We start from the raw sequence: 26545 nt of genomic DNA on the forward strand, positions 1-26545 counted from the left end.
TTATTACCTCTATTCTTCTAATTTTTTATAATAGGCATAGAATGGTTCTCCTTTGTCGAAAGGAGGATAGTCAATATTTACTTCACCTAATTTGATAAAGCCAAATTTTTGGAATAATCCTTGAGCACGTTTATTCAATGCAAAAGTGTCAGTTAACATTACATGTACATTATCTTTTAACGCAAGGTTAACAGCAAAATCAAATAATTTTGTTGCAGCGCCTTTATATTCTGATGAGGCTGCTAATCTATGAATAACGTATGCATTTTTTCTTTCAATTGGCCATGCCAGTTCATCATACCATTCAGATTGTTGTTGGTCGACAACTATAAAGGCATAAATTATCTCATTTTCTTCTAGTACAAATAGTGAGTCTTTACTAATATCTTCTTTAAAATGTGATTTTAATGGATATTGTTCATCCCATTGTGTATTATTTTCTTGTTTCATTATAGATTTTGCTTCTTCTACAATCGTTAAAATCGTTGGCAAATCTTTTATAGTACCTAATCTTATCATATGGAGTTCACCTCTTTAATTTAATTTATTTAATAAAGTTTTTAATACAGTATCTTCTTTATTAGCTTTATTAACTAAAGCTTGAGTGAATTTATCATTGGTTTGTTTGTCGAACTTTCCATTAACTGTTAAATTATTATCCTTTTGGAAAGATTTAACAGCATCTTCTAAATCGTTATCAAAAATTTTAGACTTATTATTAATCTCATAGTTTAATGCTGATAGACCTATTTTTATTGTTTTTATATGTTTGTCTTCATCACCCAATTGGTAAGTTTGTGTATTAGGTATGACATTTAATGATTGATATTCAGGTTCTTTAATTTTTGTATCAGGTGTAATACCTTTTCCATGAATATAATGGGATTTTGGTGTTAGCCATTTCATATTCGTAAATTTTAATAACGAACCGTCGTCAAATTCATGTGTTGTTTGTACAATGCCTTTACCAAAAGTTTTTGAACCATAAACTTTGGCTTTATTATAATCCATCATTGCACCTGTGAATACTTCAGATGCACTGGCTGAACCTTTGTTTACCAAAATTGAAACATCCATATCTTTAGCTTCTTTAGTAGCGTCGTTTGATGTTTTTATTTGTTCTTTTTGATCGCCTTTTTCAAGTTGAACTGCAGTTTTACCTTTATCTATGAAAATATTTACCATTTTTACAGCTTCATCAAGTAACCCACCAGGATTATTACGTAAATCGAGAACAATTTTTCTAATCCCATCTTTATGCGCTTTAATAATTAAAGATTTTAACTCTCCTGATGTACTACTTTGGAATTTATTAATTGTAAACACACCAGTATTTCCGTGTTTTTCATATTCTACACTTTTAACGTGTATTTTATCTCTTTTAATAGTGATTTCGTGTGCTTGATTCGCTCTTTCAATTGTTAGTGTAACTTTTGTCCCTTGTTTTCCACGCACTTTTTTGACAATAGCTTCAAGTGGTTGTCCTTTAATAGACTTACCATTTACCTTAGTCACTACATCTTTAGGTTGAATGCCAGCTTTTTCTGCAGGGGAATTTTTCATCGGACTTGTAATTTGAATTTTATCCCCTTTTTTTTGCATTTCAGCCCCGATACCTACAAAATCGCCTGAGACATCTTCATTAAACGATTTAGATTCCTTTTTTGTCATATACTCTGAATAAGGATCATCTAAATCTTTAACCATCCCTTTAATTGCAGATTCAGATATTTTTTCTGAATCAGTATTTTTATAATACTCTTTATTTAAAATACGATAGACATCTTCAACTTTTTTCATTTCTGTTTTTTGTTTTCCATCCAGGCCACTTGTCCAATGCATGATTGCTATGGTTGCAAAGACTGTTAATACTGCTGTTATGAGCACAATACTTATGATTGTTAAAATAAAATTTTTACGTTTAAAGCTCAATTTTTTAGTGGACTGTTTGTTATTTGCATCGTCAGTTTTAGTTTCTTTGTTGTGTTCATTTTCCATGTCTGATCTTTCCGACATTTTATCACTTCCTAAATATATGTATAATTCAAATCAATATTTTATTGATTTGAAAATAAAAGTAGCTGGGATTGAATCATTAAAGATTAATCCCAGCTCTCTATGATACTTTATTATTTTAATATACTTTACTATATTCGCTCAAATATAAACTAAGATTAAAATTTTAACCATTCAGTATATTCTTCATATAAACTATCGAAAACAGACATTGAAACGGAATAACTTCCTTGCATTTCAATGTAATCTGATAGTGCATGAAAATCTTTTTCCTGTCGTGGAAAAGACAAATCGTCAAAAATTTCTTCTGCTAATTCGCCTTTTTCATCTTTTCGACCACGTGCTGTTAATGCAAATTGATAAAATGAATGATCTTTCATTAGTTCATTGTCACATCTATAATTTTAGTTTCACCTTTAGTTACTGAAGTTACATCGTCGGCAATTGCAATTGATGATGTGTTATCTGAGTTTGTAACAATAATCGGAGAAATAACTGATTTAGCATTTTCTTTAATATAATCTAAATCAAAACGTAATAATGGGTCTCCAACATTAACAGTATCGCCACTTTCAACTAATACTTCGAAACCTTCCCCATCAAGTTGTACAGTATCTAAACCAATATGAACAAGTAGTTCAAGTTCATTATCAGCTTGTAAACCAATAGCGTGTTTTGTTGGGAAGATATTATCTACTTTACCATTGATTGGAGAAACAACTTCACCGTCAGTTGGATTCACTCCGAATCCCTCTCCCATCATTTTTTGTGCAAACACTGGATCTGGAATATCTTCTATTTTTACATATTCGCCTGTAATAGGTGCATATACACTTGTTTCTTTGTCGACTTCTTTACCTTTACCAAATAATTTTTTAAACATGTCTTGTTCGCTCCTTATTTTTCAAAATGTGGTATTAAATCTTCATAGCCTAATTCTTCTAGTTTGTCATATGGTATGAATTGAACTGCAGCAGAGTTAATACAATATCTTAAACCACCGCTTTCAGTTGGACCATCGTTGAAAACATGTCCTAAATGACTGTTTGCATCTTCAGAGCGTACTTCTGTCCGTACCATACCAAATGTTTTGTCAACAAGCTCTATGATTTCTTCATCATCTAAAGCTTTTGAGAAACTAGGCCAACCACAGTCTGATTCAAATTTTTCTTCTGAGGTAAATAAAGGTTTACCAGAAATTTTATCAACATAAATCCCTTTTTCAAAATGATTCCAATACTCATTTTGAAAAGGAGGTTCAGTTCCATTTTCTTGTGTTACCAAATATTCTATTTCGGTTAAATCATTTTTATTTTTTTTAATCATATTGATGCCCCCAATGTTTTTCTATAAAACTTTTACGACCAGAACCACGCTGATATTGCTCATAATGTAGTGGATTCTTTTTATAATAATCTTGGTGATATGATTCAGCAGGATAAAAGTTTTTGTATGGTTTGATGGGTGTAATTACAGGATTGTTGAATATTGCCTGCTCATTTAATTCTTGAATTTTTGCTTCTGCAGCTTTTTTTTGCGCTTCATTATGATAAAAAATAGCTGGTTGATAATGTTCGCCTCTATCAAAAAATTGACCACCGTTGTCCGTAGGATCAAATGTTTTAAAATAAACATCCAAAATGTTTTCGAAGGTAGTGATTTCAGAGTTATATGTGATTTGTACTGCTTCTACATGACCAGTTTGTCCACGGCTAACATCTTCATAAGAAGGATTTTCAACATGTCCACCACTATAGCCAGAAACAACATTTTCAATGCCTGGATAAGATGTGAATGGTTTTACCAAACACCAGAAACAACCTCCAGCTAATGTCGCATATGCCATGGTATACCTCCTTTTTTATTATCTTGTCATTAAGTTATCATTAATTTAAGAGATAAGCTATTAAATTGTTTTGAAAATTTAACAAACGAAAGCATAATTAAAATGAACCTTAATTTATTATAAATTAGTTTATGATTTTAAAACAACTAGACCTATTGCACCTTCTCCAGTGTGTGTAGAGATTATAGGAGTTGTAACATTTGTATCATATTCAGTGACATTAAATTCTTCGGTGAAATGTTTTTTAATTTTATCCACAAATTCTAAAATATTTGCATGCGCGATACCTATTGATTTAATTTTTTTATCACCTAAAAAAGTGCTGATTTCTTTTTTTAGAAATTGAATACTAGCATTTTGAGTACGAGAATTATGAATTAATTCAATTTTACCATCGTCAAGTGTTCCAATTGGCTTAATTTTCATCATATTACCAATTAATCCTTTAGTTTTACTGATTCTACCGCCTTTGATTAACTGGTTTAATTGACCTATCACGACGTATAATTTTATATTACTTTGTAAATCTATTATTTTTGAAACAATTTCTTCTGATGAAAACCCTTGGTTATTCCAATCAACTACATGTTGGACTTGATACCCTAATCCAAATGAAATAGATTTTGAGTCTATAACAGTTACTTTGCTATCTGTCATTTGACTTGCTTGTAGAGCTGTCTGATAGGTACCGCTAAGTCCTGATGTCATGTGAATACTAATGATTTCAGAACCATCTTTGCCTAATTCATCATATAATTCGATAAAATTTCCAATAGCTGGTTGACTCGTTTTTACATCAGCATCTTCTTCCAACTTTTTAATATATTCTTCAGAGGAAATGTCCACTTGATCTACATATGACTTGCCATCAATAGTTAAATTAAGTGGGATGACATGTACATCATTATCTTGTAAATAAGAGTGAGATAAATCTGATGTTGAATCAGTTACAATTTTCATTTTCATATTATTTCCTCCTATGTTGTTTTTTACGCACTAAATGTAGAAATGTATGGGGAATGTTATTCTTTTCATCTAGTTCTCCTGGAATAGAAGATTCCACTTCCCAATCTTCAAATGTATAAGGTGGGAAGAATGTATCACCATTATATTTATCTTCTATAACAGTAATATACATATCATCGACTTTATCAATCATTGCTTCGAATAATGTTTGACCACCAAAAATGAAAACATGACCGGATAAATTATATATTTCGTCAATTGAATGGATAACTTCTACACCATCATGAGCAAATGATGTATTTCTCGTTAGTACTACATTTTTTCTATTAGGAAGAGGTTTTCCTATAGAATCAAATGTTGCACGGCCCATAACAAGCGTATTGCCAGTTGATAGTTTTTTAACATGCTTTAAATCATTTGGTAAGTGCCATGGTAGTTGATTATTAACTCCAATAACACGTTGCTGATCGTGAGCAACCAGTATAGAAAGTGTCATAATTTTCCTCCTAATAGTAAATAGTAGTATGATTTCAGTAAGTAAAACGTTCTCATTTTAAAGTATATATTAAATAATCATTAAAATTAAACGTTTTATTATTTATACAGCTATTGGTGCCTTGATTGCTGGGTGTGATTCATAATTAACAATTTCTAAATCTTCATAATTAATGTCGAAGATAGAATCATTTGAATTTATTTTGAGTTGTGGTGGCGCATAGCTACTACGAGACAACTGTGTTTCAATGGCGTTTATATGATTCGTATAAATATGAGCATCGCCAAATGTGTGTATAAATTCTCCTACTTCTAAATCACATTCCTTAGCGATTAAATGTGTCAGTAAACTGTAACTAGCTATGTTAAATGGTACACCCAAAAAGATATCTGCACTTCTTTGGTATAATTGGCAGCTTAATTTACCATCTTGGACATAAAATTGAAACATTGTATGACAAGGTGGTAAAGCCATAGTATCAATTTCAGTTGGATTCCATGCTGAAACAATATGACGTCTTGAATTTGGGTTATTTTTAATTTGTTCGATAACAGTTTTTAACTGATCAAAGTGCTTGCCATTTTTATCCTCCCAATCACGCCATTGTTTGCCATAAACATTACCTAAATCACCATACTTTTTAGCAAAGGATTCATCGTTTAAAATTTGCTCTTTAAATTTACGCATTTCTTCTTTATATGTTTCCTTAAATGCCTCGTCCGTTTGTGCTCTATGACCAAAATTTGTCATGTCTGGCCCTTTATAATCAACTGAGTTAATATAATTTTCAAACGCCCATTCATTCCATATATTATTATTATATTGGAGTAAATACTTAATATTTGTATCACCTTTGATAAACCATAGTAATTCAGTTGCGATCAATTTAAATGATACTTTTTTAGTTGTTAGCAATGGAAAACCTTTTGACAAATCAAATCTTAATTGATGGCCAAACTTTGAAATCGTACCTGTATTTGTACGGTCTTCTTTTTGTTTTCCTATTTCTAATATTTCGTTACAAAGATCATGATAGGATTGATCAAATGTATTTAACATGTCGAACACACGCCTTTCAACAGTAAAGTTATTTTTATTTAATCATATTTTAAAATACTAATAATTTAAAGAGATAACCACTAGTAAAATAAAATTATAATTGGAATTTGAGCATTATATTTATGTATTCAATTAATGACTTGTGATTTGAAAGGCTTAGTAACATAAGTCTGTTATTCTAAATGTTGAGATAAACGCTCAAAAGTAAAATTAATTTTTTTAAATAGTTAGTTTTACTTTTGAGGTGGCCAACTATAATCAGTCAAAACAACTAAAATAAGCTCATTAATGAAATGCATGATAAAGTCAGAATTATGTATTTGGCATTAAAGCAATTTAAGGCTGAGACATTTATTTATATCTCAGCCTTGGTCTAATTGATTAATCACAATAATCATCAAATGTGTCTTTAATATCCATACAAATATCTTGAATATCTCTACCTTCTATATGCTCCCTTGGCATGAAATGCTTTAATTCTTTTCCTTTAAACAAGGCATACGATGGACTAGATGGTGCTTGTTGAATGAAAGCGCGCATCGCTTCAGTTGCTTCTTTATCTTGACCAGCAAATACAGTAACTTTATGAGTTGGTTTTTTTTCATTTTGTTCTGCAACAGTAACTGCAGCAGGTCTAGCCAATCCTGCAGCACAACCACAAGTTGAATTAATCACGACAAATGTTGTATCATCTTCAGATACATTATTCATAAAGTCATCGACATCATCTGCAGTTTCTAAACTATTAAATTCATGATTAGTTAGTTCGCTTCTCATTTGTGTAGCAAGTTCATTCATATATGCTTCATAAGCATTCATATATAACACTCCTATTTTAATTAAATGATAGTTTCTTTAGACATTATTTCGATTAGCAATTTGCTTCCAAACGGAACCTAATGCTTCATCACCATTTTCAATTCTTGTTATAGCCATTTCTATTTGAAGTTTCACTTCATATGCTGAATCATCAGCATGTTCGCGTAGTGATTTTAATTGTTCTGGTCCACCTTCATCAAAAATAAACATAGCAGCTCTCCATCTGACTATTTTGTGAGGATCATCTAATGCTTTTTCCATTTCTGGTAATGCTTGTTTGAAACCTAAATCACTTAAACAATCACCAGCAGTTCTTCTTACTGCAGGACTTTTATCGTTTAACCCTTTATAGAGATAAGGAAGTACAATTTCGTCTTCAATCATTCCAAGAAGTATGATAGCTTCACGTCTTAATGGTGTTTTCTGTTCATCACTCACGACTTCACCGAGTAACGGTAAATCTTCAATTGTAGGTGTTGGGAACGATTTTAGCATTCTCAAACGTTCTTTCCAACTTTCAGTTGATTGATATGTTTCCAAGGTTACATGTTTGTATTTGGTTTCAGGGACTGTAATGTCAGATGCTAAGGCTTCTTCCACACGTTTTTGTAATTGATCTTTGGGATAGATAGCTGTTATCTCTTCAACGACATCTTCCATAACCTCGGAGAGCTCACCATAGCGTATACCTAAATCTTCCCATTTACGTTGAAACACAACGTTGTCATCATCTTTCTGGGCAGCTAACATACTGTCGACATATATTTCAGGTAATTGTTTACGTTGTTCTTCTGTACTTGTCGTTAGTTTAATTTGATAAGGAATATCTTTGAACGTTAAAACTTCTGCTTTTATTTCACCGAAATGTTCATCTGGTAGCGCTTCGGAAGTTACTTCGTGTTCGTCATTTAATGTTGCTGTTACTTTAGGTAAAACATCTTCCCAATCAAACTTTGGTTTTTTATCTACAGCTAAAAAGTCCATCACATGAAATATAGATTTAACACCATCAATTTCTAAAACATCATTGATAAAATCAGGCTGCCCTTTTGCAATTGATGAATAAGTATTAGATTGGTTATCCTCTCTTTTTTCACTCAATACAATTTTCATTGTATTGGGACTAGGTGTAGGCTCAACACGTACAATTTCCATAAAGGCACCCTCCTTATTTTTATATTTCTTCTAAAGCTTTTGTTATATTTGGTAAAAGTGTATCCCAATCTGCATCTGAATTTTTATCAACTGATATAAAATTCATTGCTTGAAATATAGATTTGACACCATTAACTTCTAATACTGCGTTGATGAAATCTGGTTGGTCTTCTTTAACTTTTGTATACGTATTGGGTTTGTTATCACCACTATCTAATTTTAAATCAATTTTCATCGTATTTGGATTTGGTGTCGTAGCTACATTTAATATTTCCATAATCGTATGCTCCTTTTTATTGTAATTCATTACCGATTTGTTTAATTTGTTTACCGACCGAGCATTCATTTATACAAAAATGATGTGCTTGTGTCTTGCCATTAGTATTTTTAATATGACGCTTTAATAAACACGCTTTACAATATGTGTTCATCAATTGGTCTATGGCGTCAATTGCCTCTTTTTCAGAATAGGTTAGAATACGCTTCACGCTCCTGTATTTCTAAAAATGAATTATAAGTACCCAATTAACTAATTTATTATAAGATTTGAGACTTGAAGACATTATATCATTTGTAACAACGATTGTTTAATCATTAATTTGAAATATAGCATTAGTGCAAATATTTGATAAATATTTGCAATTTGAACTTGCTTTTTTATAATTTTCTAGTAAAATAATGTAGTTGTTTATTTTGCGGTTTCTAAACACCCGCATTATCAAAATTTAGGAGGAATTAAATTGTTTAATGAAATATTTGGCGTTATTACTTTTTTAGTAACTTTCATATTATTGGTTACTATGTATCGTTTGTTTGGTAAACATGGTTTGATTGCGTGGATCGCTATTGGCACAATTATAGCTAATATTCAAGTTATTAAAACAATCGATATTTTTACGATTTCAGCAACACTGGGAAATGTTATGTTTGCATCAATTTATTTAGCAACTGATATTTTAAATGATATCTACGGACGTAAAATAGCTAAACGTGCAGTTTGGCTAGGATTTTGTTCAACGTTGGTATTGATTATAGTGATGCAATTTTCACTTCATTTCACACCTTCTCCAGTAGACAATACACAAAAAGCATTAGAATCTATTTTTAATATTGTTCCAAGGATTGCTTTAGGTTCTGTTATAGCATACATCATCGGACAACATTTAGACGTTTTGCTTTTCTCATTAATCAAAAAGGTGTTCAGTTCTGATAAAACATTTATTATAAGAGCCTATGGTAGTACGATTTTAAGTAATATCGTGGATACTGCATTATTTGTTATTATTGCCTTTTTAGGTGCAATGCCAAATGAAGCGGTACTTGAAATCTTTATTACAACATATTTATTAAAAATCATTTCTACTATATTTAATGTTCCTTTTGGTTATTGGGCTAAATCAATGTACCGAAAAGGAAAGATCCAGAAATTAGATGAAGGTTATTAATTTTAATTAAGTGTTTCAATATAACTGATAAAAAAAGCCCGTAAATGAATTTCTAAAAATTCATTTACGGGCTTTCTACATTTCAAACATTAGAATGTAACTATAAAATTTCCATTATCTTATCTTTTAAGAAATTGAAGGTGTGATATCCCTCAGTTTCTAAAAAATGTCCATCATGATTTATGTAATGTGTTTTGACATTTAATTGATTTGATAATCTATCAGTCGCATCTATATTCACTACTGGATCATTTAATGCACCAATTGTAATAATGTAGCGCGCATTTAATTTATTGATGTCAATACAGGTGTTATCTATATATTGATTTAGTTCAGGTATGTTAGACAATTTTTCGTTAAAACCAGAAATTAGAAACAGCCCTTTTATTTTTGAATTAGCTTTAAAAGAAGTTAAATAATGTAATATTGAAATGACACCTAAACTATGCGCAACGATAATTGTTTCTGAATTCAATTTATTTTGTACGATGTTATCAATAGCCTGACACCATGAATCGAGTTCAGGATGATCGGAATTTGGTAAATATACAATTTCAACATTATAACCATATGGCTTCATCTGAGAGGCTAACCATTGAAACCAATGACTTTTTGTACTGGCTTGATAGCCATGTATAATAAACATGTTTTTCAATTAAGATCATCCTTTGTATATATTAATTTTGTGCATTTTCATTAACTGTAATAGCTTACGTTATTTTGATGTATTTTCCAAGAAAAATATGTCTGCATGATTATGCTTATTTATGCTCTTTTGTTAATATAAAGTTAACTTATTAAATTTGAAGGTGAATTTATGGCAAAAATATATTTTGATGCAGCTACAGCAGGTAATCCAGGTCAAAGTGCATGCTCTATAGTTATTATTACTGAGCAAGAACGATTGCATTATGAATTTGATTTGGGAATTTTAGATAATCATAGTGCAGAATGGGCAGCTTTTGTATTTGCATTGGAATGTGCAAAACATCAAGGAATCACTATAGCACTCGTATACACTGATTCGAAATTAATAGAAGATAGTATGAACAAAGGACAAGTGAAAAATAAACAGTTCATAAATTACTACCATAAAATAAAAATATTAGAATCCTCTTTTGATTTATTGTTTGTTAAATGGGTTCCAAGAAATCAAAATAAAGAAGCAAACCATCATGCTAAAAATGCCTTATATAAAATCACTAAAACGGCAGGAAAAAAGCGTTAAAACAATAAATTATTGTAAAAAATAGTGTCTCGATGATAGATATCTAGTAAGATATAAAAAAGTTTAATTCTATTTAAAATATTAAGACACTAACTTTTTTGGTGCAAAACATTTTAGTTGTTGGTGCTAATAGTTATTCTTTTGCATTTATAACACATTTTTAATGAAAATTCGTCCGAAACAATTGTATGAGCGATTGACCACAAGCACTTATTATGTAAATTATATCTTAGGCAAGTATGCACGGTCAAAAGCATTCGATACTAATTATTAAGGATATTGGGACATAAACCCTTTAAAATAGCACTCAAGTGAGATAATTCAATTCATTTGAGTGCTTCTTTTTTATTCCATACCTCGTATTGTTGATTGGCGCGCTTTCTTAAGCAGTAGTTTCAGCCTGTAGCTTTAAGCTTGTCCTCTTCCCTCAAGCGTCTCGCCAAAATACGTCGCATTCATATGTATTTGTCACGACATGTTAAAGAAATCGTTGAAACAATCCCTGAAAAATGTATTTGGTGAATGCATACACGTCAAAAGAGAATTTGGTTTTGTGTTAATGGCACTTAATATAAGAAAAGTAGTAACTTAATGAGCTACCTATAATCAAAATATTAATAAAAAAGGCAATTTCTATATTATTTTAATAGAAATTGCCTTTTTTTACTTGTCCAAGAACTGTATGTTCTAGGATTCTTAACTTTGAGTGTATATTTTATTGTTGTTTATTTTGTTTAACTAAAGTGTGTGGCTAAATATTTTCCAGATACGTAGAGTTCGTGCTCTTTACAAATATTTAGTATTTCAGCTAAATCAGTTCCAAATTTCATATCATTTAATAAATCGGAAGTATTGATTGGTACTTCTGTATGAATTTTAGCTAATGATTTAGAAAGTTTTAAATTATATAAGTTATCTACTATTTTATTACGTTGACCAGGTGTTAATTCGTTTAAAGCATCAATCACTGCTTCAACTGAACCATGATTTTGAATGAGTTTTATAGCTGTTTTTTCTCCAATTCCTTTAACGCCAGGATAACCATCAGCGCTATCTCCCATAAATGCTTTAACATCTATGAGTTGTAGTGGATCTAGTCCATATTCATTTCGAAATCTGGTTAAGGTATAACGATTGTAAATGTTGAATCCTTTTTTAGTTAGCCAAATTTCAACATTTGGATTAATACATTGCAAAATATCTTTATCACCAGTGATTACATAAATTTGATTTTGTTGTGAATACTCATGTGCTAAAGTCCCTATAACATCATCAGCTTCATAATTTTGAACACCAATATTTACAAAACCAAATTGATTTGATATTTCTTTGACATAATCAAATTGTGGTATCAATTCTTCTGGTGGTGCCGGACGATTTTGCTTGTAACCGTCAAACATTTCATTTCGAAACGTAGATTTTCCCATATCCCAGCACACAGCCACATGTGAGGGTTGTATTTCATTTATTGCGGTAAATACATGACGTACAAATCCCTGAACGCCGTTCGTAGGAGTTCCTGATGAATTTCTCATGAATTGTTTGTGTAAACTCGTTGCGTAAAAATGACGAAATAATAAAGCCATACCATCTATTAATAATATTTTTTTGGACATTGTGCGTACCTCTTTCTAAGTTAACAACTGCGCTTTTAGTTCGCTATTTGTTTCTTGAAGTTGTTTTACTAATGAATTATCTATATTAAAAGCTAAAAGTTGTTTAATTTGTGCGTGTATCTCTTTTTCATACTGATTGAATTTCATTTCTGCATCATTATTCAGTTTATTTACAATTTCAATTAATGCCTTCCTTAAATCAGCAATACAAGGTTTAAGTTGCACAAGTGTGTTTTGAGTTATTGAAGTTTGAATTTCATTTTGCATTTTTGGTTGCAAAATGTTCTTTTTAGTTAGTGATTTAGGCAAAGCAGAGATCATTTGGCTTAATTCAATTTTTAAATATGGATCGTCTAGTTCCATATTATTTTTATTAAATTCTGGTTCTATGAAAATGTGTAATTGTTCCAATTTTTGTTTTAAAGGTGCGATTTCTTCATGTATTTGCTGAATGAAATACTTTTTAATTCGTTCTACAAGTAAGGATTGTTCTAAATATAATCTTTGATGAATTTGATCTAAGTATTGCTTTGTGGAAAGACGTTTTTCTTCATTGAAGTTATTGCTTTGTGTCATTTGACCGTTATAAATTGATTTAACTTCATCTAGCAATTGAATTTTTAAACGTTCATTTAAGTGATAAATTTGATCTTCAACTTCATTTGAAGCACGTTGTACTGCAATTTGTAATATATTATTATTCAGTATTATTTGTTGTTGGTACTGTTCTAGTTTCTTTTTACGTTGGTTAATTTTTGATTGATTATGCTGTGCGTCTTCTATTATTTGATCAAATGCTTCTGAAATATTTACTAATTGTTTGGTCATTTGTTGTTGCAATATATTTTGTGACTCAACTTGAGTAAAGTAGTTTATACTATTTTTTAATTTATCAATCCCTGAGTCACCTGTATTCAATGCTTTTCGACTTGAAACTGCAAAAATATCAGAATTCATATTTACGTGATTAAGTGCATCACTTACATAGTTTATGACTGCATTCAGATCTTCTTCAGTTTCAGCTAAATCAGTAGCATTGATAATCATTTTAAATGCTTGGTTTTCACTTAATTGGTTCATTTCTTTCATATGCTCAATAAAGCGTTTATCATTATCAGTGAAAGAATGATTAAAATAACTTACATAAAGTATTAAATCTGAAGAAGTTAAAATCTTTTCTGTTTCATTTGTATGGCGTTGATTATTGGAATGTAAACCAAGTGAATCTACGATAACTTTATTTTTTAACCAATCAATGGGTAATCTTAAATGAACTGTATTTACAAAGGTTGCATATTCATCTTCTGCACTCCATTTTCTAATTTCGCCCTGTTCAATGGAATGGGTTAAGCCTTGTTCTAACATTTCTTGATACATCGTGTAATGTTTGTCAATTGCATTGATAAATGCTAATTTGTTTTTTTCTAAAGATGCTGTTAACTTATGTGTGTTTTGATTTAAAAATGCTTCAATTGAATCAAAAGATTTATTTTCCACTTCAAATAATTGGTTTAATTCTTCTAATATTTGTTCTGACGATTTAAGTGCAATTTGACTTTCCTCACCATATGTCAATTCTGTCATTGCAGCTGTTGTAGGGTTTGGAGAGCTTACAAGATACGCATCACCAAGTAGTGCATTGATTAAACTACTTTTTCCGGCACTGAATGTTCCGAAAACCCCTATTTTAATAATTTTATTATCAAGGCGATTTAATGCATCATTGATATCTTGCTTAGTTTGTTCAAATAATGGAATATTTTTTATTAAATCTAATGAACGTTTAATATCTTGAATTGAAGTATTTGTTGATTTTGCGTTAGTGATATTAGGTTGATTTTGTTTTTTAGTCACTGAATGTTCCGGTTTAGCTTGATAAGTAATTTCTTCTCTATCTATTAATTTATCTAATGAATCATCAATATGAATATAGTAGTGTCTATAATTTTGTGTTTCAAGCGATTCTCTTAAATTACGAAGCTCCATAAATTTAACGTAATCATTATAATCATCTACTTCTTCTGTGCCAATATCGTTTGCTTGAGAATGGTTTATTGCTTTTTCAAATAATGGTTCAGTTTCTTTAACAATATGTTGTTTGATGGATTTCATTAAATCATCTGAAAATGTTAAGACATATTGATTACTAATAGATATTTGCATTTGATACAAATCATTCACGAGTTTTGCAGGGATTTGATAATGTTGGTTTAAAATAGCTTCATTTACTTCGGAAGAATTAATAAACCGAGTTAAAAATGACATATCTTCTCTCAAAGGTTGACGTATTTCTTGATTTACCTTTTCTTGTAATTGTTCAAGTAGTTCTTGAAGTCTAATTTGTTGTGTTTCTAATGTTTTTTTCTTCTTATTGAATAAGCCCCCCACTTTAAAATCTTTAGTTCGGCTTTCTAAATAAGTTCTTATTTTTTCCCTAGTATCGTGTGTCATTACATATGCATTGTCAAGAATCGCTTTACGTTTTTGTTTTAAGAAATCATACAATTGATCAGGGTTATTTAGTAATTTTGCTTCCTCACTCACTTGCTGATGTTGTTGGAAGTTTAAATATGCTTGGTCAAAGTCTGCTTCAAAGATATCCAGTTCTGTTAAAATTGCTTGAATTTCATGTTGAATAAATGATAGTTGTTCGTCTGTAATAAAATTGATAGTACGTTCCACATAATCCGACATTGATTCTCTATGTTGATCTTTATCAATGAGATAGTCTGATAATGCTTGAATTTGATTGTGTTCATGTTCAAATTTGGAAACATAAAATATTTGATCTAATTTGATTTCCCATTCATCAATCGATTTTTCAACGCGTTGTTTAAATGTAGCGAATGGAATCTCTGATTCATGATGTTTATCTATTTGATTGATAACAAAAACTACTGGTACACCAGCATGATTAAGCTGTTTCATAAATTGAAAATTCATTGCAGATTGAACATGGTTATAGTCTACAGTGTAAAATAGAACATTACTTGTATACATAAACTCTTCAGTACTAGATTGGTGTGTCGATACATTAGAATCAACACCTGGTGTATCTTGGAGTGTGAACCCTTTATTAAATTTATCAGAAGGGAATTTAATTTCTACAGATTCAACATCAATATTTTCGCGATTCATTTGTTTCACTTCATCATAATTTGTTAATAAAGTATATTTTTGATTACTCAAATTTGCTATAATACCTGGTTCATCTGATACCGAAACGATTGCTGTGTTACTAGTTGTAGGTACTGGAGAACTTGGTAATATATTTTCTTCCAGCAGCAAATTGATGAGCGTTGATTTTCCTGCTGAAAAATGACCAACAAATGTAGCAGTATATTGTTCTAAAAATATTTTTTTAATAACTTGATTTATAATATGAACAAGCCTATGATTTTCTGATTTTTCAACTTCTTTTTTTAGTTTATATAGAATATCGAGTTGCTTCGTTTTAGACATGTTATGTATCCCCTTTATTACTTAAATGTAATTAAGTTCTATTGTATAACAAATTATTGTGGGTCTAAAGTAAGTTAGCAAAATTATATTGTATTTAGTACTTATTTATTAATGAAAATCAAAGAGTTACTACTAAGTTATTGATAGCGACTTAATATAAAAATTAAAAATACCACCTTAATTGGTGGCATTTGCAATCATTATAAAATGTTGTTGTTTTTAAAATATTATTTCCATCTTGGTTTACTAAAATTAGTATTAGGTTTGCTAATACCAATATTATCTTTTAAATAAAGTTCAGGGTTTTTGGCAATTTGTAATGCAACAGCAGCAACACTTTTTCTGGAAACTTCTGTTCCTTTAAATGGTTCATCTTTATGAGTAACTTCATAATCAATTTCGTTAATATCTGATAACCAAGCAGGTCTTAAAATCGTATAATTGAGCTTTGAGCTTTCAATGGTGTCGGCTGCTTTTTTATAAATTGGTAAGTAATTATGGATTTGCTCATTTACCCATTCGCCAAATTCACCTGGCACCTCATTATAAATGCCAAGCGCTGCTACAAATATTAATCGATCGACTTGATTCTGTTCCATAGCTTTTACAATAGTACTTGCTTCTTTATCTAATTCACCTGAAAGACTAGCAAATACAATGTCTACATCTTCCATCGCACTATTAACATCTTCAAAATTTGTAGCGTCTCCTTCACGAACACGAATGCGATCTGATGCATAATCAGGTAATCTATTCGCGTCTCTTAAAAACAATCTCAGCGTATATGAGGTATTTTCTAAAAAAGAATTAATAGCTGCTTTAGAAATTGCTCCGTTTGCCCCTAGTATTAATACTCTCGTCATATAATCACTCCATTATAATATATGGTTAAAAATAGTAGTATATATAATAATTTTTCGAATGCTTTTCTTTATATCTAATTTCACAATACTACAAATGCATGATTTATACTAATGATATATTTACGATAAAAGAATATAATAAAATGAGCTGTATGATATGTAAACATGTGTTGATTAATTTCAAGATAAAATAAAATCCCTAAAAACAACTCTTATGAAGTTATCTTAGGGAAATATCAATACCATTTAACGGATAGCAGGATTATTATTTTTTTTGATTTTTACATACTGTGAAATACTATATATTACTATGCCAACCCAAATAAAGATGAACGTGATAAATTGGTCGACACTAAAGGGTTCTTTAAATAAGAAAATACCTAATACAAACATAATTGTAGGGCCTATGTATTGTATGAAGCCAGTGAGCGACAATGGAATTCTACGTGCACCAGCTGAGAAAAGTATCAATGGAATTGCTGTTACAGCTCCTGAGAAAATCAACCAAAAAGATGAGGTATTATAACCAAAAGTTAAACTACCTTGTTGCCATATGTACCATAGATATATAATGCCTGCTGGTGCAGTAACAATACATTCTATTGTAATACTACTAATTGCATCAATTGGCACGATTTTTTTAATTAAACCATAAATACCAAATGAACATGCTAATAGTAATGAAATACTTGGGAATACACCAACTCTTATAGTCATATACAAAACGCCGATGATTGCAAATCCAATAGCAATCCATTCTAATTTATTAAATCGCTCTTTGAGGAAAATTAACGCTAATAGAATACTTACGAGTGGATTAATATAATAGCCTAAACTTGATTGTAATACATGACCATTCGTAACTGCCCATATAAAAGTACCCCAATTAATTGTTATTACATAGCCAGCAGCTATGATAGCAATGAGTTGTATAGGATTTGCAATAAGCTGTTGTAAATCGCGTTTAAATGGTGCTGTATTATTGGTGATTATTACTACTATCAGCATAAATATCATTGATAGTATAATTCTAAAGGCTAATATTTCAAATGCACCAATATCTTCTATTAAATCCCAATATATTGGTAAAATCCCCCATAAAATGTATGCACCAAAAGCAAAAAATATGCCTTTTTTAAACTCGTTATTCATTTGTTGCACCTCTTTCTGATTGATTCATGCAGTCTATTTTTTAGGTTTTTTATTCCCCCAATACTGATAATAGGTACACTCGATATAACCATTAAATAGCTTTCTTCTTTTTGTAGCTTTTTTATTAACTAAAAATTCAAATTCATTATTACTTGTTAAAATATAAGTTGATAAATAAGGATGTCCTTGCATTAATTGACCAATATAACGATACATTTCTTCAACCTCTGCTCTATCACCAATACGTTCACCATATGGTGGATTACCAATTAATGCAATTGGCGCTTCTGACTCTATTGATAAGGTGTTTACATCTTGAACTTTAAAGTTAATAATGTCTGATAAGCCGACTTCCTCAGCATTTCTACGCGCTATTTCTATCATTTCTGGGTCAATATCTGAGGCGTAAATCTCTAAAGGTCTATCGTAATGAGCTTGTTGATCAGCTTCATCTCGCAATTCATCATATAGTCCATCTGGCATAATATCCCATGTTTCTGAAACGAAATCTCGATTAAAACCAGGTGCAATATTTTGAGCTATTAAACATGCTTCAATCGCAATCGTGCCAGAACCACAAAATGGATCTATCAATGGTGTATCACCTGTCCAATTTGCTAATTTAATCAAACTAGCAGCAAGCGTTTCTTTTATTGGTGCTTCACCTTGGGCAAGTCTATAACCACGTTTGTTTAGCCCTGACCCAGAAGTATCTATTGTCAATAGTGCTTTATCCTTTAATAGAGCTACTTCAACTGGATACTTAGCACCTGATTCATCTAGCCACCCTTTTTCTTGATAAGCAGTTTTTAAACGTTCAACAATTGCTTTTTTAACGATTGCTTGGCAATCTGGCACACTAAATAAAGTGGATTTTACACTTCGACCTTGTACAGGAAAGTTTCCTTCTTTTTCAATAATCGATTCCCATGGGAGTTCTTTTGTTTTTTCAAATAATTCATCAAATGTTTTTGCATTAAATTGACCAACAACAATCTTTATTCTATCGGCAGTTCTTAGCCATAAATTGCATTTAACTATTGCTGTTTCATCGCCTTCGAAAAAGATTTTACCGTTTTCTACTGTTGTTGCATAACCAAGATCTTGGATTTCTTTAGAAACAACTGCTTCTAACCCCATTGGGCATACAGCTAATAATTGATACATTGTTTTGCTCCTTTTTTAAATTGATTTAATTTAATTTTATCAAAAGTTATTTTAAATAGATATGACTTAACTTCTGGTTAGGTTCATATTAAAGTTTGATGTGAATTTTAAACATTAAAAAAGCTCTCCTAAGTGGGAGAGCTTGGGGTCTAGTAATGATGTTTCTATAAGCCATGTTTTGTACCTTTGTACTGCCAACGTGTACTAGTTACACTCGTACGCTGGTGGTAACCATCTGTCTATATACTTTAAAAGTATACCTTATTTATACGTTGAATTCCGTTAAATAAGTGCTCCTACCTAATTTGGATTGCTCACTCGAGGGGTTTACCGCGTTCCACCTTTTATATTTCTATAAAAGCTACGTCACTGTGGCACTTTCAAACTATTTTAACCTTATCTAAAGACTTAGGTTATTTCGTTGCCGTCAATTTAATGCCTTGACTTATTGTTTCATCAAGCACGAACACTACAATCATCTCAGATTGTGTGAGCATGGACTTTCCTCTATATCGCTATAGCGATTACCCAAAACACCATCTTTAAGAGTATATCACTTTTCAAAGGCTAGAACAAATAAAAATAAGATAAGTTTTGGTTTTCCCAAAACTTATCTTTATGTACGCAATAATAACTACGTAGAAATAGTCATTTGATGTGATAGTTAGTTATATTATTTACCGAAAACAGCTTTTTCTAGGTTTGAAATTCTTTTTAGAATATCGACGTTGTTATTATTAGTAGTATTGCTTGTAGCATTACTGTTTGTTGAAAAGTTTTTATTCTCTTGCGGTCTTGAAGTAGCCACACGCAATCTCAATTCTTCTAGTTCTTTTTTTAATTTGTTATTTTCTTCGGAAAGTTTAACAACTTCATTATCTAAATCTGCCATCTTTTGATAATCTGCTATGATGTCGTCTAAGAAAGCATCTACTTCTTCCCTTCTATAACCACGTGTCATAGTTTTTTCAAAATCTTTTTCATAAATATCTTTAGCTGATAGTTTTAATGAAACATCTGACATATTTTTCCACCTCATTCGAAACTTTGTTCTTGAGACCACTGCAAATCGTTGATAAATTCCGTTAATTCATCGAACGAAACAATGTCACAAGTATAATTTGTTTTTTCCATAAAATCAACTAACATTTGTTTAAAGTATTTTGGACTAGCTTCTTGTTCTTCATCATATATCAGTAATGATTGATCAGTATGATCGAGCATAAATTGATCTGTCTGTTTAAATTGATGTGGCCCTACATATGATGTATGAAATACACTATCTACAAAATCAGCATGTTGTACAATGTGATTATATTTTGCTTGATTTTGTTCATTCCATCTATCAGTGTGACCATAAAATGGTGTGACCACAGCTAGTTTAAGATCAGGATAGGTTTCCTTTAAATCAATTACTACTTCAGCAGTCCATAATTCTATACCCATCTGTCCTTGTATTAATACCCATTCAAGCCCTTCTTCAATCAATGATTTTAATTTATGTGCTATAAATTTTTTTAAATAAGAAACTTCAGGTGTATCATCTTTAAAGATATTAAGTTCAAATGACTTGTAGCCAGTCACATAAACTGTCTTTATCATAATGTAACATCACTTCTTTGTATATAACTTAAATCGCATTGTACTGCCTTAACTTTTTCTGTGAATAATTTACGGCTAGTTCTTTTAAAATGACATTCTACTGACAATGATTCAATATTTGAAATAAGTAAATCAAATTTTTTCTTTTTCATATAGGATAGTTGTAATATTTTAGGCTCGAATGTGCTAAGTGATTCTAACAGCTTATCTATGTCACTCGTAAATGGAACAACATCTTTATAAAAATCATAGTCTATATCTTTCGATTTGACTGATTCATATCTATCTTGCATCATTTGCACATCATTTAATAGTTGGGTAATTAATTGTTGCATGAAGTTTCCTCCTACACATTAAATTTACCACAAATAAATTTGATAGTCATTTGTGAAACAATCATCTAACATTTATGTCATATTCTAGGCATATTTATAGGGAAATATTGTTTAATTGAGAAAAGCACGTTAAAATAAATAATGATGTATGTACAGATACATCGCTTCATATTTCATAGTTTGGAAAAAAAGACTATTTTCATGTATAATGGAAAAAGTTTTTGAAACCAAATTAAAGTGGTGAAAAACAATGAATTATCCAAATGGGAAACCATTTTACGGAAATAAGTCTCAAGTCGGACGAACTTATAAGGATGAAAAGAGTAAAATAAACTATGGTGGCAGAGGCATGTCACTTGAGAGTGATATTGAATTATCTAATACGCACTATTTGAAACTTGGGCAAGCTGTTATACATAAAAAGCCCACCCCCGTTCAAATAGTTAATGTTCATTATCCTATGAGAAGTAAGGCGGTAATTAATGAGGCTTATTTCCGAACGCCTTCGACTACTGATTACAATGGTATTTACAAAGCACACTATTTAGATTTTGAAGCGAAAGAAACTAAAAATAAAACTTCTTTTCCGTTGAATAACATGCATGAACACCAAGTGGTGCATATGGATGCTTGCTATGACCAAGGAGGAATTGTTTTTTTATTAATTCGCTTTAAATCATTAGATGAAGTTTATTTGTTACCTTATAGCAAATTTAAATATTATTGGCATCGGTACAAAAAAGAAATTAAAAAGTCGATTACGGTTGAAGAAATTAGAAAAAATGGTTACTATATTCCTTATCAGTATCAACCAAGATTGAATTACCTCAAAGCAGTTGATAAGTTGATATTAGATGAAAGTGAGGACCGCGTATGACGGAGAAAAAAAGGACTTCCGATTCAAATAAGAATGATAAGTCCGGAGAAAAAAAGAATAGGAATATAAAAAGAACGATTATTAAGATAATCGGGTTTCTCATCATAGCCTTCATTGTTCTAGCATTAATTGGTATTTTGTTATTTGCGTATTACGCTTGGAAAGCACCTGCATTTACAGAATCAAAATTACAAGATCCAATTCCTGCTAAAATATATGATAAAGATGGCGATTTGATTAAAACGATTGATAATGGGCAAAGACGTGAACATGTTGATTTAGATGAAGTACCTAAAAGCATGAAATCAGCTGTCTTGGCAACAGAAGATAATCGTTTCTATGACCATGGTGCACTTGACTATAAACGTTTGTTTGGTGCAGTGGCTAAAAACTTTACGGGTGGATTTGGTTCGCAAGGTGCATCAACATTAACGCAACAAGTAGTTAAGCGTTCGTTCTTAACGGATCAAAAATCAATAGCACGTAAAGCACAAGAAGCTTATTTATCATATAGACTCGAACAAGAGTATAGTAAAGATGAAATTTTTGAGATGTATTTAAATAAAATTTACTATTCTGACAGTGTTTATGGTGTGAAAGCTGCAGCTAAATATTACTTTGATAAGGACTTGAAAGATTTAAATTTAGCTGAATCGGCATATCTAGCTGGTTTACCACAAGTTCCTAATACTTATAATATTTATGATCATCCAAAAGAAGCAGAATCACGTAAAGATACTGTTTTATACTTAATGGAATATCATAATCGTATTACTAAGAAACAAAAAGAAGAAGCACAAAATACTTCATTAGAAGATAACTTAGTAAAACGTGATTCAGAAGATCGCCAAGTGAGCGATAAAAGTTCAAATCCTGAATATGATTCTTACGTTAACTTCGTAAAATCTGAATTAATGAATAATAAAGCATTTAAAGGCAAAGATTTAGGTGAAGTTCTTAATAGTGGTGTCAAAATCTACACAAATATGGACAAAGATGTCCAACAAACACTGCAAGACCGTGTAGATAATGGTGGTTACTATAAAAATGAAGACCAACAAGTTGGTGCTTCTATTGTAGACAGTGAATCTGGTGGTTTAGTTGCAATATCTGGCGGTAGAAATTATAAAGATATTGTTGATAGAAACTTAGCTACAGATGCACACCCTACTGGTTCATCATTAAAACCATTCTTAGCGTATGGCCCTGCCATTGAAAATATGAATTGGGCTACGAATCACGCAATTCAGGATGAAGAAGCTTATCAAGTTGACGGTGTCACATTTAGAAACTATGATACTAAAGGTCATGGCGAAGTTAAATTGTATGACGCTTTACGTCAAAGTTTCAATATACCAGCATTAAAAGCTTGGCAATCTTCAAAAGAGAATGCTGGAAATGACGCACCAAAAGATTTCGCTAATAAAGTTGGTTTAGAATATGAGGGAGATATAGGACCTTCTGAAGTATTAGGTGGTTCATCATCAGAATTCTCCCCTACACAATTAGCATCTGCATTTGCATCTATAGCAAATGGTGGCGAATATAATAATGCACATTCTATTAAAAAAGTAGAAAAAGAAGATGGAGAAACAATTAATTACGATCATACAAGTAAGAAAGCAATGAAAGATTCCACTTCTTATATGTTGGCAGAAGTACTTAAAGGTACATTTGAAGCATATGGTTCTGCATATGGCCACGGTATCTCTGGTGTGAACGTTGCAGCAAAAACTGGTACAGGTACTTATGGTGATCAAACTTACCAACAATATGGCTTGCCTGATGATGCTGCAAAAGATGTATGGATGAATGGCTTCACGCCAAAATACAGCATGTCTGTATGGATGGGCTTCAAAGAAGTTAAACAAGGCGGCGTAAATTCATTTGTTGGACATGATGAACAAGAGTATCCTCAATACCTATTCGAGGATGTAATGAGCAATATCTCACCAAGAGATGGCAAAGACTTTAGTAAACCTGATTCAGTAAATGGTGATAGTAAAGATAGTCTATCTGTTGCAGGACATCCTGATGACAACACAACAAGTAGTAAGCCTCGAGGACAAGGTGGCAGCAGTAGTAGTAATAGCGGTGACAGTAATAATAATAGCAATAGCAATAATTCTTCATCAGCTAGCTCAAACAGTAGTAATACAAGTAATTCTAATGGCTTATCCAGAGCGCAATAACTATTAAATTAAGTTTTGAGTATTTATTTCAATGCTCAAAAAACGCTTAATTATCATCATTGCTTATAAACGTCAATTTCTATTGAAATTATATAGAAATTGGCGTTTTCTTTATTTTATAGAGATTTTGTTACTTATTGACATTTTATGGAATTGTATGAATAAGAAACTAAGTATCAAGTAAAAGTTTAAAAAACATAGCGTACCAAAATTTTGGAAATTAAGTAAAAAGAGTGAGATAGAAATCAAATTTTACTAAAACGGTTTCGTCGTCCATTTCGGTAAGGATGGCCAAAATTGAAAAAAGTATAAGAGTATTATCTGAACTGTAGCATATGCAAAAGTCCCACTTACTCAATAAATTGAGAAGTGGGACTTTTTAATTTCAGTTCTACTATTAATTGACCAGATGAATAAGTCTGGACGAATGAATGATGTTTTCATGACCTATTGTGTTTGAATTATTGCTATATGATTGTGATGGCATCACAAAATTGTTTTGTAACTCCATTTCAACGCTAAATTTTTGTGTTAATGGCCTTTATTTTTGCTACGTATTTGGTATGATGCATTCATTTTAATTAATTCTGATTTAAGTGTCTTCATTTGACTATAACCCATAAAATGATATTTACGCGCAATCATATAATGATAACGTTCTTTAAAATTCATTGGTACAACTGGATAATCGGTTAATCGCTCAAAATCAATTGTGTGAATGTGATTGATTTGTTTAAAAAACGTTTCAATCATATCAAAATATTCATCAATTAATATCTTAGCTTCTTCAGAATTTAATTTTTTTTGTTTCGAGAATAAATCTATTTGTGCTTCTAATTTTATAAAATCTTCTTTTGAAATCAACTATGTCACACTTCTTTCAAACTGGCTTTATATCTTTTTTGCCCTTCTCTACATTCATTAAATAAGGGACATATATCACATTTAGGGCTGCGTGCTAAACAGTGATAGCGTCCGAAGAAAATAAGTTGATGATGCGTTTTATTCCATCGTTCTCTAGGTACTACTTTGCATAATTTATCTTCAACTTGTCTAACATTATCTTTCCACCTACAAATACCTAAACGTTTAGCTACACGTTCTACATGTGTATCTACTGCAAGCGAAGGTTCATTAAAAGCAACACTCATCACTACATTTGCTGTTTTACGCCCCACTCCAGCTAGACTTTCAAGTTCTGCATGTGTTTGAGGAATTACGCCATTAAATTTATTTAGTAATGATGCACATAATTTTTGGATATTTTTAGCTTTATTTCTATATAAGCCAATAGTACGAAGATCATTTTCTAATTCTGAAATATCTACATTCAGATAATCTTCAGGTGTTTTATATTTTTTAAAAAGATTTTTAGTGAGTTTATTGACGGAAATATCTGTAGTTTGTGCTGATAATAACACTGCAATTGTTAGTTCAAAGGGGTTATCATGTACTAGTTCGCATTCAGCATTTGGGAACATATTAGCAATGACGTCAATCATTTCTAAAGATTTTTTATTACTTATCATCTTGATTCTCCTCATTTAGCCAATCAAATTTAGGCACTTTTTTTACTGTGTGTTTCATTTTAGGTTGGTTAAACTGTCGGCTTATTTTTTTGGAATCTTCAATGGTTTTCACATTATTTTTTTTCCAATTTAATAGAATTCTATCAATATATTTAAAACTCATTTTGTTTTGACTTTCTGCCTCGTCTAAAGCTGCTTGAATCACATTTAAGTCGTGTTTATCTACATCTAACCATTGATTTAATGTCTCAATTTCATATGGTGATAACGGTCTACCAAAAGCTTGTTCAATTTGTTGAAAAAGCTTGTTGAATTCAAGTTCAGTTTGTTTTTGATCGTTATTATCATTAACGTGTTGCATAATATCATTTAGTTTATAATAAAACTGATCGAGATTCATATATTCAGTGAATTTGCCTTCTTCATCTTTGTTAACGTTTAATTCTAATAAATCACGTTGAATAAGATTTTGTATAATGGCAGTAATTTCCCTGGAATCTAGTGAAGTTCCTTTTTGTAAAGATTCAATGGATGGTTGTTTATTGGTCATTTCCGATGCATGAATCAATTTTATCAAAATAACTAATTCACGTTCATTGATACCTAATTCATTATAGTGCTCTAGTAATTCTTTGTGAATTACAACAGGTCTAGTCTTTAGCATATCTATATTCAAATACATCCCCTCCTTATCTTGTATAAATATTATAAAAAAGTCCA

Annotated in this window: 29 protein-coding genes and 1 other RNA gene; 4 read left to right on the forward strand and 26 right to left on the reverse strand. The window is 30.9% G+C overall.

The window, feature by feature from the left end; translation table 11 throughout:
* Positions 1 to 9: 9 nt before the first annotated feature.
* From KA867_RS05635 to KA867_RS05695, 13 genes are all read right to left on the reverse strand, one after another.
* The gene (locus KA867_RS05635) at positions 10 to 519 is read right to left on the reverse strand and encodes a GNAT family N-acetyltransferase (RefSeq protein WP_210137304.1); all 510 of its coding nucleotides are present in this window, start codon (positions 517 to 519) and stop codon (positions 10 to 12) included.
* Between the two features lie 15 nt (positions 520 to 534).
* Positions 535 to 2016: a S41 family peptidase gene (locus KA867_RS05640; RefSeq protein ID WP_210137305.1), complete on the reverse strand. Its 1482-nt coding sequence runs from the start codon at positions 2014 to 2016 to the stop codon at positions 535 to 537.
* A 158-nt stretch (positions 2017 to 2174) separates the two neighbouring features.
* Positions 2175 to 2396 carry a YozE family protein gene (locus tag KA867_RS05645; RefSeq protein ID WP_210137306.1) on the reverse strand — a complete coding sequence of 74 codons (222 nt, stop codon included), beginning with the start codon at positions 2394 to 2396 and terminating at the stop codon, positions 2175 to 2177.
* A complete protein-coding gene (locus KA867_RS05650) occupies positions 2396 to 2899 on the reverse strand; it encodes a PTS sugar transporter subunit IIA (protein WP_071560120.1) in 504 nt (167 codons plus the stop codon). Before KA867_RS05650 ends, KA867_RS05645 begins: the two co-directional genes overlap by 1 nt.
* Before the next feature lie 14 nt (positions 2900 to 2913).
* Positions 2914 to 3342 carry a peptide-methionine (R)-S-oxide reductase MsrB gene (gene msrB / locus KA867_RS05655; protein WP_210137307.1) on the reverse strand — a complete coding sequence of 143 codons (429 nt, stop codon included), beginning with the start codon at positions 3340 to 3342 and terminating at the stop codon, positions 2914 to 2916.
* The gene (gene msrA / locus KA867_RS05660; protein WP_210137308.1) at positions 3335 to 3862 is read right to left on the reverse strand and encodes a peptide-methionine (S)-S-oxide reductase MsrA; all 528 of its coding nucleotides are present in this window, start codon (positions 3860 to 3862) and stop codon (positions 3335 to 3337) included. Before msrA ends, msrB begins: the two co-directional genes overlap by 8 nt.
* Before the next feature lie 129 nt (positions 3863 to 3991).
* Positions 3992 to 4828, reverse strand: a complete 837-nt coding sequence (locus KA867_RS05665) for a DegV family protein (RefSeq protein ID WP_210137309.1) — start codon at positions 4826 to 4828, stop codon at positions 3992 to 3994.
* Between the two features lies 1 nt (position 4829).
* Positions 4830 to 5324 carry a dihydrofolate reductase gene (locus KA867_RS05670; RefSeq protein ID WP_210137310.1) on the reverse strand — a complete coding sequence of 165 codons (495 nt, stop codon included), beginning with the start codon at positions 5322 to 5324 and terminating at the stop codon, positions 4830 to 4832.
* Positions 5325 to 5426: 102 nt separating this feature from the next.
* Positions 5427 to 6383, reverse strand: coding sequence for a thymidylate synthase (locus KA867_RS05675; protein WP_210137311.1), 957 nt, complete (start codon positions 6381 to 6383; stop codon positions 5427 to 5429).
* Between the two features lie 381 nt (positions 6384 to 6764).
* Positions 6765 to 7202, reverse strand: a complete 438-nt coding sequence (gene brxA / locus KA867_RS05680) for a bacilliredoxin BrxA (protein WP_210137312.1) — start codon at positions 7200 to 7202, stop codon at positions 6765 to 6767.
* Positions 7203 to 7238: 36 nt separating this feature from the next.
* Complete coding sequence (locus KA867_RS05685) at positions 7239 to 8357, reverse strand: conserved virulence factor C family protein (protein ID WP_210137313.1); 1119 nt, start codon at positions 8355 to 8357, stop codon at positions 7239 to 7241.
* A 19-nt stretch (positions 8358 to 8376) separates the two neighbouring features.
* Positions 8377 to 8634 (reverse strand): NifU N-terminal domain-containing protein, encoded by a 258-nt coding sequence (locus KA867_RS05690; RefSeq protein ID WP_210137314.1) that lies wholly within the window; start codon positions 8632 to 8634, stop codon positions 8377 to 8379.
* 16 nt (positions 8635 to 8650) lie between these two features.
* Positions 8651 to 8845, reverse strand: coding sequence for a zinc-finger domain-containing protein (locus KA867_RS05695; protein ID WP_210137315.1), 195 nt, complete (start codon positions 8843 to 8845; stop codon positions 8651 to 8653).
* A 252-nt stretch (positions 8846 to 9097) separates the two neighbouring features.
* Between KA867_RS05695 and KA867_RS05700 the strand changes: the two genes are divergently transcribed.
* Positions 9098 to 9802: a queuosine precursor transporter gene (locus tag KA867_RS05700; RefSeq protein ID WP_210137316.1), complete on the forward strand. Its 705-nt coding sequence runs from the start codon at positions 9098 to 9100 to the stop codon at positions 9800 to 9802.
* Positions 9803 to 9902: 100 nt separating this feature from the next.
* Here KA867_RS05700 and KA867_RS05705 read toward each other — a convergent pair whose 3' ends face one another.
* On the reverse strand, positions 9903 to 10448 hold the full coding sequence (locus KA867_RS05705; RefSeq protein ID WP_245355924.1) for an RBBP9/YdeN family alpha/beta hydrolase: 546 nt from the start codon (positions 10446 to 10448) through the stop codon (positions 9903 to 9905).
* A gap of 171 nt (positions 10449 to 10619) precedes the next feature.
* Here KA867_RS05705 and KA867_RS05710 point away from each other — a divergent pair, with 171 nt between their 5' ends.
* Positions 10620 to 11030, forward strand: coding sequence for a ribonuclease HI family protein (locus KA867_RS05710; protein WP_210137318.1), 411 nt, complete (start codon positions 10620 to 10622; stop codon positions 11028 to 11030).
* A 734-nt stretch (positions 11031 to 11764) separates the two neighbouring features.
* Here the strand turns inward: KA867_RS05710 and KA867_RS05715 are convergent.
* The 9 genes from KA867_RS05715 to KA867_RS05755 all read right to left on the reverse strand — a co-directional run bounded on the left by KA867_RS05715 (position 11765) and on the right by KA867_RS05755 (position 21227).
* Positions 11765 to 12646 carry a 5'-3' exonuclease gene (locus KA867_RS05715; protein WP_210137319.1) on the reverse strand — a complete coding sequence of 294 codons (882 nt, stop codon included), beginning with the start codon at positions 12644 to 12646 and terminating at the stop codon, positions 11765 to 11767.
* Positions 12647 to 12661: 15 nt separating this feature from the next.
* On the reverse strand, positions 12662 to 16108 hold the full coding sequence (locus KA867_RS05720; protein WP_210137320.1) for a dynamin family protein: 3447 nt from the start codon (positions 16106 to 16108) through the stop codon (positions 12662 to 12664).
* A gap of 227 nt (positions 16109 to 16335) precedes the next feature.
* The gene (locus KA867_RS05725; protein ID WP_210137321.1) at positions 16336 to 16971 is read right to left on the reverse strand and encodes an SDR family oxidoreductase; all 636 of its coding nucleotides are present in this window, start codon (positions 16969 to 16971) and stop codon (positions 16336 to 16338) included.
* A gap of 246 nt (positions 16972 to 17217) precedes the next feature.
* Positions 17218 to 18123 (reverse strand): EamA family transporter RarD, encoded by a 906-nt coding sequence (gene rarD / locus KA867_RS05730; protein WP_210137322.1) that lies wholly within the window; start codon positions 18121 to 18123, stop codon positions 17218 to 17220.
* A gap of 33 nt (positions 18124 to 18156) precedes the next feature.
* A complete protein-coding gene (locus KA867_RS05735; protein ID WP_210137323.1) occupies positions 18157 to 19290 on the reverse strand; it encodes a THUMP domain-containing class I SAM-dependent RNA methyltransferase in 1134 nt (377 codons plus the stop codon).
* Between the two features lie 162 nt (positions 19291 to 19452).
* An RNA gene (gene rnpB / locus KA867_RS05740) (RNase P RNA component class B) lies at positions 19453 to 19826 on the reverse strand.
* Positions 19827 to 19963: 137 nt separating this feature from the next.
* Positions 19964 to 20314: a cell division regulator GpsB gene (gene gpsB, locus KA867_RS05745; RefSeq protein WP_210137324.1), complete on the reverse strand. Its 351-nt coding sequence runs from the start codon at positions 20312 to 20314 to the stop codon at positions 19964 to 19966.
* 11 nt (positions 20315 to 20325) lie between these two features.
* Positions 20326 to 20892: an SLOG family protein gene (locus tag KA867_RS05750; RefSeq protein ID WP_210137325.1), complete on the reverse strand. Its 567-nt coding sequence runs from the start codon at positions 20890 to 20892 to the stop codon at positions 20326 to 20328.
* Positions 20889 to 21227, reverse strand: a complete 339-nt coding sequence (locus tag KA867_RS05755) for a DUF1798 family protein (RefSeq protein ID WP_210137326.1) — start codon at positions 21225 to 21227, stop codon at positions 20889 to 20891. Before KA867_RS05755 ends, KA867_RS05750 begins: the two co-directional genes overlap by 4 nt.
* 250 nt (positions 21228 to 21477) lie before the next feature.
* Between KA867_RS05755 and recU the strand changes: the two genes are divergently transcribed.
* Together recU and KA867_RS05765 are read left to right on the forward strand one after the other, a co-directional pair.
* Complete coding sequence (recU, locus tag KA867_RS05760; RefSeq protein WP_210137327.1) at positions 21478 to 22104, forward strand: Holliday junction resolvase RecU; 627 nt, start codon at positions 21478 to 21480, stop codon at positions 22102 to 22104.
* Positions 22101 to 24296 (forward strand): transglycosylase domain-containing protein, encoded by a 2196-nt coding sequence (locus KA867_RS05765; RefSeq protein ID WP_210137328.1) that lies wholly within the window; start codon positions 22101 to 22103, stop codon positions 24294 to 24296. The genes recU and KA867_RS05765 overlap by 4 nt, the downstream gene beginning before the upstream one ends.
* Positions 24297 to 24827: 531 nt before the next feature.
* On the opposite strand, the gene KA867_RS05770 is transcribed toward KA867_RS05765, so the two are convergent.
* The 3 genes from KA867_RS05770 to KA867_RS05780 are packed head-to-tail and all read right to left on the reverse strand — an operon-like array spanning position 24828 to position 26489.
* On the reverse strand, positions 24828 to 25160 hold the full coding sequence (locus tag KA867_RS05770) for a YpoC family protein (protein WP_210137329.1): 333 nt from the start codon (positions 25158 to 25160) through the stop codon (positions 24828 to 24830).
* A gap of 5 nt (positions 25161 to 25165) precedes the next feature.
* Positions 25166 to 25825, reverse strand: a complete 660-nt coding sequence (nth, locus tag KA867_RS05775; RefSeq protein ID WP_210137330.1) for an endonuclease III — start codon at positions 25823 to 25825, stop codon at positions 25166 to 25168.
* Positions 25815 to 26489, reverse strand: coding sequence for a DnaD domain-containing protein (locus tag KA867_RS05780; protein WP_481906155.1), 675 nt, complete (start codon positions 26487 to 26489; stop codon positions 25815 to 25817). Before KA867_RS05780 ends, nth begins: the two co-directional genes overlap by 11 nt.
* Positions 26490 to 26545: the final 56 nt, after the last annotated feature.

The organism is Staphylococcus sp. GDH8C109P (assembly GCF_017893405.1).
In the GTDB taxonomy this organism is placed as follows: domain Bacteria; phylum Bacillota; class Bacilli; order Staphylococcales; family Staphylococcaceae; genus Staphylococcus; species Staphylococcus cohnii.

Coding starts and splice junctions, on each gene's coding strand:
- rarD (WP_210137322.1), bottom strand. CDS start 18,123: ATGAATAACGAGTTTAAAAAAGGCATATTTTTTGCTTTTGGTGCATAC.
- KA867_RS05635 (WP_210137304.1), bottom strand. CDS start 519: ATGATAAGATTAGGTACTATAAAAGATTTGCCAACGATTTTAACGATT.
- KA867_RS05670 (WP_210137310.1), bottom strand. CDS start 5,324: ATGACACTTTCTATACTGGTTGCTCACGATCAGCAACGTGTTATTGGA.
- KA867_RS05755 (WP_210137326.1), bottom strand. CDS start 21,227: ATGCAACAATTAATTACCCAACTATTAAATGATGTGCAAATGATGCAA.
- KA867_RS05650 (WP_071560120.1), bottom strand. CDS start 2,899: ATGTTTAAAAAATTATTTGGTAAAGGTAAAGAAGTCGACAAAGAAACA.
- msrA (WP_210137308.1), bottom strand. CDS start 3,862: ATGGCATATGCGACATTAGCTGGAGGTTGTTTCTGGTGTTTGGTAAAA.
- nth (WP_210137330.1), bottom strand. CDS start 25,825: ATGATAAGTAATAAAAAATCTTTAGAAATGATTGACGTCATTGCTAAT.
- msrB (WP_210137307.1), bottom strand. CDS start 3,342: ATGATTAAAAAAAATAAAAATGATTTAACCGAAATAGAATATTTGGTA.
- KA867_RS05750 (WP_210137325.1), bottom strand. CDS start 20,892: ATGATAAAGACAGTTTATGTGACTGGCTACAAGTCATTTGAACTTAAT.
- KA867_RS05710 (WP_210137318.1), top strand. CDS start 10,620: ATGGCAAAAATATATTTTGATGCAGCTACAGCAGGTAATCCAGGTCAA.
- KA867_RS05705 (WP_245355924.1), bottom strand. CDS start 10,448: ATGTTTATTATACATGGCTATCAAGCCAGTACAAAAAGTCATTGGTTT.
- KA867_RS05640 (WP_210137305.1), bottom strand. CDS start 2,016: ATGTCGGAAAGATCAGACATGGAAAATGAACACAACAAAGAAACTAAA.
- KA867_RS05725 (WP_210137321.1), bottom strand. CDS start 16,971: ATGACGAGAGTATTAATACTAGGGGCAAACGGAGCAATTTCTAAAGCA.
- KA867_RS05715 (WP_210137319.1), bottom strand. CDS start 12,646: ATGTCCAAAAAAATATTATTAATAGATGGTATGGCTTTATTATTTCGT.
- KA867_RS05780 (WP_481906155.1), bottom strand. CDS start 26,489: ATGCTAAAGACTAGACCTGTTGTAATTCACAAAGAATTACTAGAGCAC.
- KA867_RS05690 (WP_210137314.1), bottom strand. CDS start 8,634: ATGGAAATATTAAATGTAGCTACGACACCAAATCCAAATACGATGAAA.
- gpsB (WP_210137324.1), bottom strand. CDS start 20,314: ATGTCAGATGTTTCATTAAAACTATCAGCTAAAGATATTTATGAAAAA.
- brxA (WP_210137312.1), bottom strand. CDS start 7,202: ATGAATGCTTATGAAGCATATATGAATGAACTTGCTACACAAATGAGA.
- KA867_RS05720 (WP_210137320.1), bottom strand. CDS start 16,108: ATGTCTAAAACGAAGCAACTCGATATTCTATATAAACTAAAAAAAGAA.
- recU (WP_210137327.1), top strand. CDS start 21,478: ATGAATTATCCAAATGGGAAACCATTTTACGGAAATAAGTCTCAAGTC.
- KA867_RS05665 (WP_210137309.1), bottom strand. CDS start 4,828: ATGAAAATGAAAATTGTAACTGATTCAACATCAGATTTATCTCACTCT.
- KA867_RS05675 (WP_210137311.1), bottom strand. CDS start 6,383: ATGTTAAATACATTTGATCAATCCTATCATGATCTTTGTAACGAAATA.
- KA867_RS05645 (WP_210137306.1), bottom strand. CDS start 2,396: ATGAAAGATCATTCATTTTATCAATTTGCATTAACAGCACGTGGTCGA.
- KA867_RS05735 (WP_210137323.1), bottom strand. CDS start 19,290: ATGTATCAATTATTAGCTGTATGCCCAATGGGGTTAGAAGCAGTTGTT.
- KA867_RS05765 (WP_210137328.1), top strand. CDS start 22,101: ATGACGGAGAAAAAAAGGACTTCCGATTCAAATAAGAATGATAAGTCC.
- KA867_RS05685 (WP_210137313.1), bottom strand. CDS start 8,357: ATGGAAATTGTACGTGTTGAGCCTACACCTAGTCCCAATACAATGAAA.